The organism is Borborobacter xinjiangensis (assembly GCF_047739745.1).
In the GTDB taxonomy this organism is placed as follows: domain Bacteria; phylum Pseudomonadota; class Alphaproteobacteria; order Rhizobiales; family Rhizobiaceae; genus Pseudaminobacter.
This window is the reverse complement of record NZ_JBLLVA010000026.1, coordinates 39,693-54,366: the sequence shown is the minus strand read 5'-3', so window position 1 is coordinate 54,366 and position 14,674 is coordinate 39,693. Positions and strand designations below refer to the sequence as shown.

11 protein-coding genes are annotated in these 14,674 nt (G+C 59.9%); 3 read left to right on the top strand and 8 right to left on the bottom strand.

The window, feature by feature from the left end:
- Window positions 1-260: 260 nt before the first annotated feature.
- The 6 genes from ACLKMW_RS21405 to ACLKMW_RS21380 form a co-directional block, all read right to left on the bottom strand.
- Entirely contained in the window at window positions 261-1,394 is a 1,134-nt protein-coding gene (locus ACLKMW_RS21405; protein WP_415726558.1) for a DUF2333 family protein, read from the bottom strand.
- Between the two features lie 6 nt (window positions 1,395-1,400).
- On the bottom strand, window positions 1,401-2,696 hold the full coding sequence (locus ACLKMW_RS21400; RefSeq protein ID WP_415726557.1) for a DUF6638 family protein: 1,296 nt from the start codon (window positions 2,694-2,696) through the stop codon (window positions 1,401-1,403).
- 118 nt (window positions 2,697-2,814) lie between these two features.
- Window positions 2,815-3,240 (bottom strand): endonuclease domain-containing protein, encoded by a 426-nt coding sequence (locus ACLKMW_RS21395; protein WP_415726556.1) that lies wholly within the window; start codon window positions 3,238-3,240, stop codon window positions 2,815-2,817.
- Window positions 3,241-3,414: 174 nt separating this feature from the next.
- A complete protein-coding gene (locus tag ACLKMW_RS21390; RefSeq protein ID WP_415726555.1) occupies window positions 3,415-5,325 on the bottom strand; it encodes an AAA family ATPase in 1,911 nt (636 codons plus the stop codon).
- Window positions 5,326-5,934: 609 nt separating this feature from the next.
- Window positions 5,935-7,080, bottom strand: coding sequence for a hypothetical protein (locus ACLKMW_RS21385; RefSeq protein ID WP_415726554.1), 1,146 nt, complete (start codon window positions 7,078-7,080; stop codon window positions 5,935-5,937).
- A 171-nt stretch (window positions 7,081-7,251) separates the two neighbouring features.
- Window positions 7,252-8,340, bottom strand: coding sequence for a hypothetical protein (locus tag ACLKMW_RS21380; RefSeq protein ID WP_415726553.1), 1,089 nt, complete (start codon window positions 8,338-8,340; stop codon window positions 7,252-7,254).
- A gap of 286 nt (window positions 8,341-8,626) precedes the next feature.
- On the opposite strand from ACLKMW_RS21380, the gene ACLKMW_RS21375 reads away from it, so the two are divergent.
- From ACLKMW_RS21375 to choV, 3 genes are all read left to right on the top strand, one after another.
- Window positions 8,627-9,574: a choline ABC transporter substrate-binding protein gene (locus tag ACLKMW_RS21375; protein WP_415726552.1), complete on the top strand. Its 948-nt coding sequence runs from the start codon at window positions 8,627-8,629 to the stop codon at window positions 9,572-9,574.
- 135 nt (window positions 9,575-9,709) lie between these two features.
- A complete protein-coding gene (choW, locus tag ACLKMW_RS21370) occupies window positions 9,710-10,564 on the top strand; it encodes a choline ABC transporter permease subunit (RefSeq protein ID WP_415726551.1) in 855 nt (284 codons plus the stop codon).
- Window positions 10,561-11,745, top strand: a complete 1,185-nt coding sequence (gene choV, locus ACLKMW_RS21365) for a choline ABC transporter ATP-binding protein (RefSeq protein ID WP_415726550.1) — start codon at window positions 10,561-10,563, stop codon at window positions 11,743-11,745. Before choW ends, choV begins: the two co-directional genes overlap by 4 nt.
- Window positions 11,746-11,832: 87 nt before the next feature.
- On the opposite strand, the gene ACLKMW_RS21360 is transcribed toward choV, so the two are convergent.
- Both ACLKMW_RS21360 and ACLKMW_RS21355 read right to left on the bottom strand, forming a co-directional pair.
- Entirely contained in the window at window positions 11,833-13,011 is a 1,179-nt protein-coding gene (locus ACLKMW_RS21360; protein WP_415726549.1) for a DGQHR domain-containing protein, read from the bottom strand.
- A 584-nt stretch (window positions 13,012-13,595) separates the two neighbouring features.
- On the bottom strand, window positions 13,596-14,576 hold the full coding sequence (locus ACLKMW_RS21355; protein WP_415726548.1) for a DNA adenine methylase: 981 nt from the start codon (window positions 14,574-14,576) through the stop codon (window positions 13,596-13,598).
- Window positions 14,577-14,674: the final 98 nt, after the last annotated feature.

Genomic DNA, 14,674 nt, shown 5'->3' with positions numbered 1-14,674 from the left:
CTCCTGGATCGGCTTCTTCTTCGCCGCGCGCGCGATCTCAATGTCGGACTTAAACTCGGCCATGTAGGGAACTTCCTCCGTAATTGGTTGCAGGACTAGTATGCGCCGCCCCGTGGTGGCGCGCATGGAACCCGACCGAGAGCGCGCCCGCAGTCCCAATCAAGCCATGCGATGCACGGTTTGCGACAGCTCAAATGACACAATGAGCGCGATTGGTGAATGGGGAATTGGTACAAGCCCCGGCGGGCCTTCACCCATGCTCACCGCGTCAGCACATTGCTGATTTCGACCAGATTGGAGCGCACCTGCAACAGGTTGAAGCCCATCGTCGCCAGATGCGAGGGGAAGAAGGCGCTGGACTCGTTGCCGTTGGAGATGATCCAGGGCTGCACGTTGAGCGCGGCGCGCAATTGTTCTTCCATGCGCGTCCACAGCGCCGTCAGGTTGCGTTCGGCGATGATGGCGGCAAAATCCGAGCGGGCGCCCACGAGGATGCCGTAATAGGCATAGAGCTGACCATAGGCGAACCAGAAGCGGTCGTCGGCGCGCAGGTCGAACCAACCGGCGTCGGAGACCTCGATGCGTTGGCGCAATATATCCGAGGTCGAGCCGATGTCGCCGGCGATGCGGTCGAGGAACTGAATCAGATTGTCGGCGCGCGCGTCGAAGGTCGCGTCGCATTTTTCCAGGCGGGCGTTGAAGGCGCGCAGCTTGCCGATAGCTTCGCGATAGACGCTGGGCGTCGGCCGCGTCGGCCCGCGCATGCCGACATACCAGGCGGTTTCGCTCCAGGCGAGCGCGGTGCGCGCATCCTGCAGGTTCTGGTCGATCTGCGAAGTGCCGCGCACACGCCCGAGCGTGTCGACCAACTCCGTCGTGGTGCGGCGCATCACCTGGTTGATGCCGAGCTGGAAGGCGGCCTTGTTGTCGAAGAAGGGGGTGTTGCGCCAATCGATGCCGAACAGGCCGAGCTTGGAGAGCACCATGGAGGAAATCCAGGCGTTCTGGTTGACGTTGAAGTCGACCAGATCGGCCGAGGTGCCGGCGATGGCCGAGGGCTTGCAGCTTTGCGCCGGCTCGCCGGCGGCGCCGGCGGCGGTTGCGTTCGAACTGATGGGATCGCCCGCGCCGGTGCTCTCCCGCGCCTGCGCCAGCCCTGCCGGATAATCCGGATTGAAGTTGGTCCAGAACTGCGTGACATAGAAGAAATAGGCGTAGAGGCCGACCAGAAGCAGCAGAGCCAGGCCCAGCGCGCCCTTCAGGATCAGCCCGCGCTTGGTGTACCAGCTGCCCAGCCACATGAACGGCCACAGGATGACGCCGATGAGCAGGCCGATGCCTCGGCCGATCCACTGGAACATCCGGGTGAAGAAGTTCACGATCGGATCAAGCATGGCCCGTTACCTCTCTCGATCGACGAGGCCGTAGAGCCTGGTCCGCAACGCCGTCTTGTCGCTCAGATATGCGGTTTTCAGCCGGTCCACAACATAGGATCGCCATGGTTCGGTCAGCTTCTCGTAATCCGTGTAGAAGGCCTGCTTGTTGAAGATGTAGCGCGCCGCGAAGTCCGACGGCACGAACTCGGAGATCAGCCGGTTCGTCAGCCAGGCATCGGGATGGTCCGGCTTGGCGCGCACCACCAGAAAGCGGTGCTGGGGTGCTGCGTCTTCCATCCGCATCTGGCCGCGCTGCCTGATCTCGCGCTTGGCGGCGTTGAGGAAGGGAAAGATGCCGTCGCGGTTGATGAGGTCGGCATGGCCGTGAATCCATGTCTGCAGCCACACCTTGTCGACATTGGCGATATCGCGCTGCGGCTCGGCCTCGCGAATCAGCGCAAGGATAGCCATTTCGGCGCGGTGCTCGAGATAGTCCGACGTCTCTATCCAGGAGGCTCGCGGCAGTTCCAGGCGTCCGCTCGAGGCCAGGAACTTGAAGACGCGATCGGCATCGTGGATCGACAGATAGCTCACCTGCCAGGGCCGCGAGCGGCGGAAGCCGGGGGCGGCAGGATCGCTGATCACCGTCGTCATGTCGGGATCGACGAACACGTAAAGCCCGCCGAAATGGCTGGTCCAGAAAGCGTTGTGGCGGAAAATCACCTGGTCGGGCACCAGCGCGTTCTCGCGGATATCGCCGCAGACTTTGGCCAGCTCGACCATGTGCCGCAGCATCTCGTCGTCGCGCCAGGCGTCCGGTTCCTGCTTCAGCCGGTCGACGAGCGTGCCCAGTTCTGCCGCCTTGCCGAGCACGTCTTCGGCCGACAGCACGCGGAACTCGACCTGGCTGATCGACAAAAGGTCCTCGATGGTCTCGACCTTCGAGACCGAATCCTCGATCTCGCCATAGATCACGTCCTTGATCGTCAGCGCGTCGATGGCCCGCGAATTCTTGACGAAGAACTCGTGGATGAGCTGCGAGGTGTTGGAAAACGCCGTGTGCACCACCGGCAGCTCGGCCTGCGCCGGCGCCAGGATGATAAAGCGGCGGTTGACCTGGTTCGGGTCGAGATAGTGCGGATCGCCAAGCTCTTCGGCGATCTGCGGCGAAAACCCGCTGCGGTCGATCTCGAAGGACGCGAGCTTCGTCGGGGGCAGCCCGAACGCCTTCAACGCCTTGTTGTAGCGCTCGATCAGATGCGGCTCCTCGACCCGGAGCAGCCGGCCATAGATCAGCTCATTGTCGCGCAGGAGGTTCATTGGTCGCCCTTCACCCTTACCCTCTCCCCGCACGCGGGGAGAGGGGGGCATTGGCGTTGCCGCTTCGTCCTTCTCCCCGCGTGCGGGGAGAGGAAGGGCAGGCGGATGAGGGGCAAGTTCAAGCGCATCGCTTCGACACGGCTCCTCGTTGTCCGGCATGAATGTAGCGAAGCTCATATGCAGTGATTTCAGGCGACAACCGTTTCTCTATTGCCGCAAGAATCGTCTCCAACACTTGCTCGCGCGCCTTGAAAACATCGACATTCCACAGCCTCACGATCGACCATCCCGCCGACACCATGAAATCGTCTCGAAGGCGATCCCGCTCGCTGTCGGCATGCTGGCTTCCGTCCACTTCGACAACGAGCTTGGCTTCTCGACAGGCGAAGTCTGCAAAATAGGGGCCGATCGGGAACTGCCTGTTGAACTTGTAGCCGTTCAATCTGCGGCCGCGAAGTTCCGCCCATAGCTTACTTTCGGCATCGTTATCAGCCTTGCGCAACTGTCGCGCGCGCTGGGTGGTTCGAGTGTCTGGTCCGCGCATCTGAATGCCCCTCACCCTTACCCTCTCCCCGTGCACGGGGAGAGGGGGGCATCCGCCTTGCCGCTTCTTTCTGTTACGCGCCGAAGATAGATAGTGGCCTCGGGATTGTCGCTTCGTCCTTCTCCCCGCGTGCGGGGAGAAGGTGCCGGCAGGCGGATGAGGGGCAGGTTCATGTTAGGCATCCCACATCCCCTTGGCCTTCATGTCCTCGATCTCCGCCAATGCCCGCTCGCGCAGGCGTGCGTCGCGCACCATGCGCTCCACCGCCGCGTCGTCGGCGCGGTCGGAATAGCGGAACTCCGAATCGGCGTAGCGGTTGATCTCCTGCATCACCATCGCAAGCGAGAACGGCCCGCGCAGTTCCTCGATCATCGCGCGCTTCTCGTCGTAGTTCTTGTGCATGAAAGCTTCCGGCGTCTCGAACCATTCGTCGGGAAGCTCGATGTCCATCGCCCGCATCTTGATCGCATCGGTGATGTTGCGGATTGCCCGGCCGGTGAAGCGCGGCTCCGCCTGCTTTATCAGGTGCAGGTAGGTGCCGATGTCGGCCAGCGTCTTCGGCTCGCCATTTTCCTTCATGAAGCGCTCATAGACCTGCATCAGCCCATCTTCATGCGGCTTTGCATGGCCTTCATAGGCGTCCGCCACGGCGCGCTTGATCTCCTGTGCGGCGTAGAGATCATGCTTGCCGAGCGGGATCTTGTGGTTCTTGCCGGCCAGCAGCACGAAGATGTCGATATAGTCGTCGCGGCTCTGCGGCCCGTCGACCACCCAGCGCGCGCCGGCGCGCTGGCGCAGCGCATCGTCGACATTTTCGGGGTAGTTGGAAAACATGCCGAAAGAGCAGTTGCCGCGGATCACCGTGGAGGCGCCCGAAAACGCCTCCATCAGAACGCCGGTGATCTCCTGCTGGCCGGCCGAGGCCCGGTCGTCGGAGCGGCGTGCCGCCACCTGATCGATGTCGTCCACCGTGCCGAAGCCGATGGCGCGCGGGTTCAGCACATTGGTGATGAACTGCTTGCAGTTCTGGCCCGACTTGCCCTGATAGGACGAGATCTGGTCGACTCCGAAATTCTCGTAGACGAAGGGGTAGGAGGCCACCTGGCAATAGTCGTTCAAAAGCCCCGCGATCATCTGGATCAGCGTCGTCTTGCCGGTGCCGGGCGAGCCGTCGCCGATGAAGGTGAACAGGAAGCCGCCCAGTTCCACGAACGGGTTGAGCTCCCGTTCGAAATCGTAGGCCATCAGCATCTTGGCAAGCTTGATCGCCTGGTATTTGGCGATGTGGTTGCCAACCACTTCCTCCGGCTTCTTGAAGGTCATCACCAGCGGCTTCGCCTTGCGGCCCGGCGCCACGTCAAAGCCGTCAAGCGTGAAGTCGTCGGCATCGAGGCGAATATGCGCGTTCTCGAAGGCGCCCAGCCCATCGAAGCGCCCCTTGCGCGTCAACAGCCCCTCGATGGCAATGCGGGCGAAGGCGCGGGCGCGTGTCATCAGCTCCGCATCGTCCTTGGCGCCGGCAAGTGCCGCGTCCAGTCCGGCCACGAGCGATTTCAGCGCGTCCTGCGGCGTGTCGAACAGGAAATCCGGCTCCTTGATGTCGTTCGGCGGCTCGCCGTCGCCGTCGATGAGCTGGGCGAGATATGAGGCCAGGCTGAAGGCCGACACGTAGGCGGCGGCCGAAAGCAGCTTTTTGAAGTGCGCCGCATCCTCGCCCTCCAGCGGCGCGCGAGCGTTCTTCGCCTGCAGGCTCTCCAGATCGCCGCTTCGGGCAAATATGTCGGCGATCGCCAGCGCCACGGCGATGCCGCGGCGCGCGCGGTAAAGCAGCGTGTGCTGGGGAATGCTCATAAGCTGGTCGCCTGGGCGGACGGCCGCGACTGTCTTCGACAGCTCGACTTCGCGCGTCTTGCGCACGGAGCCGGTGGAAACCGTGGAAACGAAGCGGCGGCCGGTGCCGGCAAGTGCTGCGCCGGATTTCCCGCCTGAATCCTCCAGCACAACGATGCGCGTGATCATGCTCTGCGCCGTGGCGCGGTGCTTTTCAATATCGGCTTCGGCGATGGTGGTCAGGCCGGTGTCCATAGAAGGCCTCCGATGCAACTGGCTGGCTGCCGGAACGCCCCCTCATCCGGCCCTTCGGGCCACCTTCTCCCCGTCGGGGAGAAGAGAAGCGCGGCAACGTTTCCGATCTCCTCTCCCCCACGGGGAGAGGGTGGCCGAGCCCCTGGGTCCTGCCGAAGGCAAGCCCAAGGACGGGCTCCACAGAGGCCGGGTGAGGGTGCCTTTGTGATGCAGGCCTTACACATTGCTGAGCATCCACAATTCGACGATCCGCATTTGCCTCTCATCCCCCTGCCGGAACCTTCTCCCCACGAGCGGGAAGAAGGGAAGGGCTGCGACCTCTCCGATCTCCTCTCCCCAGTGGGGAGAGGGTGGCCGAGCGAAGCGGAGGCCGGGTGAGGGGGCGTGGAGGCGGACTTCAGACATCCCATTGTCTTTCCCCGACGAGAGAAGAGGCGGGCTGCGGCGTTGCCTGCCTGCTCTCCCCACGAAGAGTGGGGGGAGAGGAGCCCCCGTTCTGCCAAGGCGCGAGTTTGCGGATTGCGGTTTCCTCTCCCCACCGGGGAGAGGTGGCGAGGCATCAGCCGAGCCGGTGAGGGGGTGCTTTCCTTGGTAAGGATCAATTGGCGGCTACACATCGCTTATCACCCGCCCCTTGGACAGGATGTGGACCTTGTAGCCGGCGAAGATCCTGTCGGCTTCGCCCGCCGCATAGAGCGCCTGATAGGCTTCATGCGGAACAAGCGCGTGCTTCTCGTAGTGGCTCACCCCTTGGCGGGCGGCTTCGAGGTCGTCCGTGTTGATGAAGAATTCCTCCGATGCCGGCTCGCTCGACCACAGGCCGCGCCGTCCCGGCTTCTCGGCCTTGGAATAGACCTCCTGGATGGTCCAGGTCAGCAGCCAGGCGTTTTCTGGCCTGCTCACCTTGGAGAGAACTTCGGTAACGGTCGAATTGTGCTCGGTGATGCCGGCCGAATAGAAAGGTCCAAGAACCACGCGCCGCAACTGCTTCGGATGCAGTTCGGGAAAATCCTTGTCGAGATTGGTGGCGATGGTCACCGGCGACAGCGTGTAGGCGGAATGCTTTTCGGTGAAATCATCGAAGCGGTGCGCGAGTTTAGGATTGAGCAGGCCTTCCACCGGTAGCGGGATTTCCACCTTCTCATTCAGCCTGCCGTTCGCAACCACGAGCTGTGCAATCATGTCAGGTGAGGAATCTTCCACCGTCGCCATATAGATCAGCGGCAGGTTGGCGCTGCCGTCGAACGATGCCCAATGGACCAGATAATAGGGCCGCCCGGTCTTCGGATTGACCGAGACCTTGACCGTCTTCGCCAGCAGGAACGGCGCGAAGGTTTCGCCGCCCTCGACATCCTCCAGATAGAGCCGCTCGGCCATCGAGCGCTGCAGCGCTTGCGGAAACGCCTTGTGGCGCAGGATGAAATCCGCCATTTCGGCGCGAAGCTCTTCGGGCTTGGTAATGGTGGCGAGGCGCTGGCTCGCGCTGCGGCGGTCGTTTTCCAGCTCCAGCACGTTCTGGAACACCGGAAAGCCGCTCTCGGCGCGGCCGATGCGGAAGCTCTCCATGAAGCCTAGGCGGTTGTTCCAGCAGGCGAAGGATTTTTCCAGCCGTGCGATATATTCGGCGACGATGCCGGCAACGATCCCATGCTTGTAGAGCGGCGAGCGGTCGTCGCGCATGAAGATTTCCAGCCCGCCCAGCGCTGCGCGAATGGCGGCGAAATAGCGCCTCGCGTCGTCGGGTTCGGCGGTCATGCATGCGTCTCTGACAAGGGTCGGGCGCGCTGCCCCTCACCCTTACCCTCTCCCCGTGAAGTCCGGGGAGAGGGGGGCGTCAGCGTTGCCGCTGGTTGCCTTCTCCCCGCACGCGGGGAGAAGGTGCCGGCAGGCGGATGAGGGGCGGTCAGTTCCATCGCGGAAGTACACTCACGCCCGCACATAGGCCGAGGCGTCGTGCTTCTTCATCACTTCCTCGAAGCGGCGGGCGAAGGCGTCGTCGGCAAGCTTCTTGCGGCGCTGGATGTCGGCGGTCGCCACCATGTTCTTCTCGTGCATTTCGAGCAGGTCGCCGATGTGCTTCTGCGCCGCCGCACCGATGCCGGCCATGGTTTCCTCGGCGGTGTTGTCGACCTGGCTGCCCAGCGTATTGATGCGGTGCGCCACTTCCTGCTGGGCGGCCGTCTTCAAACTGTCCTCCAGCGCCTTGTAGAGCACTATGCGCTGCTCGGTATCGATGGTCAGCTTGTTGATCAGCGTGTTCTGCGCCGCGATCTGGTTGTTGAGCGAATCGACGAAGGTCTGAAACATCGAAGTGTAGCGTTCCAGCGTCTGGCTCTCGGCCAGCAGTTCCTGCTCCTTGGCCTGTTTCTCGTTGTATTCGGTGGCAAGCTTGGAGCGCTCGCCCTCAAGCTCGGTGCGCTCCTTCTGGGTGGTCGAGGCAGCGATGCGGTTTTCCACGTCGAGCAGCAGCGGGTTCAGTTCCTCGATGCGCTTCTGTATCGCCTCCAGGTTGCTCATCGTTGCCTTGCGGCGCTCGATCACCTGGGCCAGGCTGGTCTCGGAGGTCTTGTAGCGCGCATCCAGCACCTGCTTCTGGGCCTTGAGGATGCCGACGATCGTATCGGACTTGACCAGCAGTTCCTGGAGATTGCCGGCAAGCGACATGTTGCGCACACGGTCGGTGCGCATGCGCTGCTTTCTGTGGGCCGAAAACAGGCCGATGAAGTTTTCCCAGGCGGTGAAATTCTTCATGCTCTCGAATTCGGCGCCGAAGACGTTGGTGGCGTCTTCCAGCCCGATGATCAGGTCGGCGATGTTGCCTTCCATGATCTTCTGCTGCTTCAGCACGTCCTCGATGCGGGCGTTCTCGATATCGAAGTCGCTTGCGCCGATCTTCTGGTCGGTTTGGGCGAACTTTTCCAGCATGGCGCCCGACTGCTCGATTTTGGCGCGCATGTCCTCGGCGACCTCTTTCGTCCTGGCAATCTCGGCATCGAAATTCTGCAACGTCGCCATGGGGGTTCTCCGGTTTGCGCGTGAGGTCGGGTTGCCAATATAGGGGCGGCTCATATCGATTGAAAGACGCGGGCCCCGATTGAACCGCCGGCGGCTTGCGGCTAGGCTCCGGGCGTGTTGCCGCATGGCGGAGCTGCATCGGAAAGTGTCGTCTTCAGGAAAGCCGGCGACGCGTGCGGCGGAGCCTTACCGCTTGAAACTACAACAAAATGATGTTTGGCTGAGGAGCCCGCGCGGGGGCAAAACACATCGCCGCGTCGGAAAAGATTCACAACGGGAGAATCCTATGTCGCGTATGAAACCATTCGCCATTTCACTTGCCATGGCGGCAATTCTGTCTGCCGGATCGGCCTTCGCGGCCGAGCCCGACAGCTGCAAGACGGTGCGTTTCTCCGACGTCGGCTGGACCGACATCACCGCCACGACCGCGACCGCCTCGGTGATCCTCGAAGCCCTTGGCTACACGCCCGACGTGCAGGTGCTGTCGGTGCCGGTCACCTATGCCTCGCTGAAGAGCAAGGATATCGACGTCTTCCTCGGCAACTGGATGCCGACCATGGAAGCCGACATCAAGCCCTATCTGGAGGACAAGTCGGTCGAGACCGTCGTCACCAATCTTGAAGGCGCCAAATACACGCTCGCCGTGCCGACCTACACCTATGATGCCGGCGTGAAGGACTTCGCCGACATCGCCAAGTTCAAGGACAAGCTCGACAACAAGATCTACGGAATCGAGGCCGGCAATGACGGCAACCGCCTGATCCTCGACATGATCGAGCAGGACAAGTTCGGCCTCAAGGGCTTCGAGCTGGTCGAAAGCTCCGAGGCGGGCATGCTGGCCGCCGTCAGCAAGGCGGCGAACTCCAAGCAGGACGTCGTGTTCCTCGGCTGGGAGCCGCATCCGATGAACGCCAATATCGACATGAAGTACCTGACCGGCGGCGACGAGGTGTTCGGGCCGAATTTCGGCGGCGCCACCGTCGCCACCAATGTGCGGGCCGGTTACACCACCGAGTGCCCCAATGTCGGCGCGCTGCTCAAGAACATGGTGTTCTCGCTGAAGATGGAAAACGAGATCATGGGCTCGATCCTCAACGACGGCACCGAGCCCAAGGCCGCCGCCACCGCCTGGCTCAAGGCCAATCCCGACACCGTCACGCCCTGGCTTGAGGGCGTCACCACCTTCGATGGCGGCGATGCCAATGCGGCGGTAAAGTCGGCGCTCGGCCTCTGAGCGCCAAGCCGCACTCCAGACCATGATCCCGAAAAGTCGACACCGGTTTTCGGATAAGATCATGAGTCACCAGAATAACGCCGGTCATCCTGACGGGTGGCCGCCGTTGCGATCCCGCAGAATGGAGGGGTTTTAGTGGATCCCATTTCGGCCTTCGTCGCCAGCTTCAAGATCCCGCTTGGACGGTGGGGCAAGCAGTTTTTCGATTTCCTCACCGTCAATTTCGAATGGTTCTTCGATTCCATCGCCGGCGGCCTCACCACCGTGCTCGACAGCCTGGTCGACGCCATGCTGTGGCTGCCGCCGATCGTCTCGGTGGCGCTGATTGCCGCCCTTGCCTGGTATCTGCAGAAGTCGTGGAAGCTCGCCCTCGCGGTGGCGCTCGGCCTGCTCTTCATCGTCAACCAGGGTCTGTGGAAGGAAACGGTGGAGACGCTGGTGCTGGTGGTGGCGGCCACCGCCGCCTCCATGGCCATCGGCGTGCCGATCGGCATCTGGGCCGCCCATAGCGAGCGCGGCTACCGCTTCCTGCAGCCTATCCTCGACCTGATGCAGACGATGCCGACCTTCGTCTATCTGATCCCGGTGCTGATCCTGTTCGGGCTCGGCATTGCGCCCGGTCTCATCGTCACCGTCATCTTCGCCTGCCCGGCGCCGATCCGGCTCACCTATCTCGGCATCACCTCGGTGCCGAAACCGATGCTGGAGGCCGGCGAGGCCTTCGGCGCCACCAAAAGACAACTTCTCTGGAAGGTCGAACTGCCGGCAGCGCTCCCCACCATAATGGCCGGGCTCACCCAATGCATCATGCTCTGCCTGTCGATGGTGGTCATCGCCGCCCTCATCGGCGCCAACGGCCTCGGCAAGCCGGTGGTGCGGGCGCTGAACTCCGTCAACATCCCGCTCGGGCTCGAGGCGGGCCTGGCGATCGTCATCGTCGCCATCATGCTCGACCGCATGAGCCGCATCGGCACGGGAGGCGCCAAATGAACGTCGCCGTCGATTTCAAGAATGTCGACATCATCTTCGGCAAGGCGCGCGCGGAGGCGCTGGCGATGGTCGACCAGGGCGCCTCGCGCGCCGAGATCCTGGAAAAGACCGGCGCCGTGCTCGGCTGCGCCGGCTGTAACCTCACCGTCAGGGAAGGCGAGATTTCGGTGCTGATGGGCCTGTCGGGCTCCGGCAAGTCGACGCTGCTGCGCGCCGTCAACGGGCTGAACGAAGTCGCCCGCGGCGAGGTCATCGTGCACGACAAGGGTTGGAAGGCCGATGTCGTCTCCTGCGGCGAGGGCGAGCTGCGCAAGATCCGCCGCGAATGCGTGGCCATGGTGTTCCAGCAGTTCGGCCTCTTGTCCTGGCGCACGGTGGAGGAGAATGTCGGCTTCGGGCTGGAGCTTTCCGGCGTGAAGGAGGCCGAGCGCAAGGAGCGCGTCGCCACCCAGCTCAAGCTGGTCGGGCTCGACCAGTGGGCCAAGAAATACGCGCATGAGCTTTCCGGCGGCATGCAGCAGCGCGTCGGGCTGGCGCGCGCCTTTGCCACTGCGGCGCCCATCCTGCTCATGGACGAGCCGTTCTCGGCGCTCGACCCGCTGATCCGCACCAAGCTGCAGGACGAGCTGCTGCAGCTTCAGGAGCGGCTGAAGAAGACCATCATCTTCGTCAGCCACGACCTTGAGGAAGCGCTGAAGATCGGCAACACCATCACCATCATGGAGGGCGGGCACATCGTGCAGACCGGCGCGCCGGAAGACATCGTGCTCAAGCCCGCCAACGACTATGTGCGCGACTTCATCGCCAATGTGAACCCGCTCTCGGTGCTGACGGCCTGGAATGTCATGCGCGACCGGCGCGACCTCGAACCGTCGGACGAGCCCGGCTGGGTCTGGCTCGACCGGCGTCGCACCACGCGTTTCCGCCTCGACAGCGACGGGCTGGTGACGGCGGCCGAACGCAACGGCCAGCCGGCCATATGGGTGTCCTGCGATGAGGTCGAGACGCTGCCGCCGGACGCACCGCGCGTGTTCTGGGCCAAGGCCGGCACGACGCTGAAAACCGTCATGCTCGCCATGCACCGCAGCCAAACCGCGCCGGTGGCGCTGTTCGACGATAGCTCCCGTTTCGTGGGAGCGATCGGGATCAGGGATGTGTTGTCAGCGGTGTTGAGAAGGTGAGGGGAACCAAGGTTAGTTCGACCAAGTAAGAATAGGGAGAGGTCAACAACTCGGGAGGCTTGAAAAAGAAGACTGGATAGCTTTGGTTTAGTCGAACAATGTCATTTCAGTCACGAGCAGACGGCGTAGTTCTCCCTCACCTGAAGAGCCTGGTTTAAAGCGATCAGTGTTGAAATCTTGCCAATTAAGTTTGACTCGGTTGAACATTGGCGAGAAGTCCATCCTAGTAACTGCTTGACCAGGTTTGGCAACAGATTTATAAACTCGCCCGAATATTGAAGAAAGAGCTCGATATCCGTTTGTTCTCCACAGCATGATGCCGGTTCCGGAATACGCCCAAGCCTCCGGCCACCGCTCCTTGACAGCCTGAAAGTATTCCTCGTAGACTTTTCCAATCAGAACATCGTCTCCCTTCACAAACAATCCTCGGAACACCAATTTCCTTAAATCGTCGGCCGAAGGTTGGGGCAGAGGATGATTTCGTATTATCAGATCTCTATCGAGCTTCGGATCCCTAGATAGATACACAATAAGGCCGTTTACGAAGGTGGCTTGCGTTAGTGTCTCCTCACCGCGTTCATCGCCCGATGTTCCTAGCCGTTTGATTTTCTGGTAGAATGGGCTGGTAGGTAGCTGATCAAGCGCGACCGCAATGTTGTGGCACGTCTTAAAAGGACTTCTGGATTTCGCCAATGAAAACAGATCATAGGCGAGCGACTTGTTGACCTTTGTCTGCTCCAAATTGACCGTCGCGAAAACGTAAGCCTGATCGGATATGTCACTTCCCACGAAAAACGCCACCATTACATCAAAATTCTGTCTTTCGGCGGTTGGGACGAAACCTTCTAGTCCTGCAATTCGATGCTGGCCATCGATAACGCGCGCTATTTGACGCAACATTTGCGTGGGCTTATCTTCTCCCCATCTTGTGTTCGACACAACTATCTCCCCGGTCGCCTCGTCATAAGCGCCATAGTCATTTTCTACGGACACGATAATTGTCCCGGGGAATGTGGCATCAATGTAGTTCACATACTTTTGTAACTCGGTTACCCTCCGATCATTTAGAGGTCTTTGTATACCAAGATATTGCTCAACATCTCTCTGTTCTTGGAGTCTTCTTCTTACATCAAAAAATGTAATTTCTTGTATTGGTCTGTAGTCAACAGATGCTATGTATATATCCCCGATTGGCTGTCGTACTTTCAGCGCCTTAAAACGGCGCTCAATTTTATCTTGATCAGCGAGCGGCAACGTTGTTTGCATCAACGCACTCCGTAGTCATATAGAAAGTCTTGCTCATCTTGACGCATAACGTTGGCTGCACCGGACTCTCTTACGGAGTTTGTCGTAACGATAGCAAACCAGACTGCAACCGAGCAGAGCGATACAACTAGGGAGAGTGACCACATCGCGGTTGGCGACGTGACAATCTTGACGTTAGGCGCGGACTTGAACCCGATCATTGCGGCGGCAACGACGCAAACGCCGACAACGAGCAAGTAGTAGAGCCACTTCAGAGGGAAGCCTTTGACCCTATTTACTGCTCCTCCTTCGGAGTTTACCAGCGTAAACATCAATGGGCCAACGGTGGTCGCAGACAATAGTAAAGCTTCTCCGTTGAAGAGGTACCCGTTAAGATAGTTAAGTACACTCTCGCCAGAAAGAAAATGGAAAATGGCTCATAACCATACCGGCATAAATGAAAATGCGATAAGGTAAACAAACTCACGAGCTGATCTATAACAACTATTTCTTGCAACTCTAAGCCATACCGAAAATATACTTATGAAATGTGTTTGGCCGCGTGAGATCCAAGCTTTTATTCTCGACATCAGGCTCATGCGACCTCACATATTGAAACGTATTATAAGTTCAGATGTAACTTTCCGACCTGAGGCCTTGCCCGAAATGACCGAAGGTCGGGTGACTCTACTGTGGCCGCCGACGTTGCGGTAGAGTTCGGAAATTGATGGATGATCAGCATTGGTCACAATCACTTTTGCCCCCCTGGACACTGCGCTTAATACGCAATGGCGGAGTCGAACTTGGTCTTCCCAACTGAAGATCTTTTGATTGTATTTCACGAAACCATTAAAGTTATGTGCCGTCGTGTATGGGGGATCAACAAAAAGAAAATCACCAGTTCTGGCCTCGTTGATTGTTTCCTCGAAGTCGCAACATCTGATCTCGGCCCCAGCCAGCGCGGCCGAAACCGCTTCGAAGTCATCGTCGTCAAACGAGATGATAGATTTAGTTCCAATGGGAACGTTGAATTCGCCTTTTAGGTTTTCGCGGTAGAGGCCATTCCAACACGCTCTGTTGAGGTACAAAAACTGCGCTGCTCGCTCGGCGGTTGACTCAAATTTCTTTGCGCGAACTCCGTAGTAGTAATCCTTGGAGTGAGCCTTATGATGCCCAAAAAGCAGTTTTGATATTGAAACAGGTTCATCTCTAATTGCCAAATAGAGCTCAATAAGCTTATGATTAAAATCCGAGATTATTGATTTGGACGGTTTAATAGAAAAGTAAATAGCCCCTCCGCCGAGAAAAGGTTCAATATACCGTCCCTCGTATGGCGGGATTTGAAAATCCCCCCTATCTGCCAGCCAACGCTTCCCCCCAGCCCATTTTAGAAATGGTTTAATCGACACTTCGTTGCCCCTGCCTTCACAGGCAGCGTACCGCGTGAACCTTTCGCGTGGGTTACTTATTTCGTGCAACGAAATGCAAGCGGAAAATTGTTGTGTCCAGAGCCAAAGTTCTCGTGCTGGCGTATTGCAATCCAAAAAAATGCATAATTCCATAAATCTATCCACGCCCTGCTGCATCGCGCCTATCCTCTCCGCACTGCCCTTGCGGGAACCGGGTCTAGAACCGGGATCAGGGAGGGCGGCGGTGACCCTCCCCCGCGCCGTGGTACGTGCGG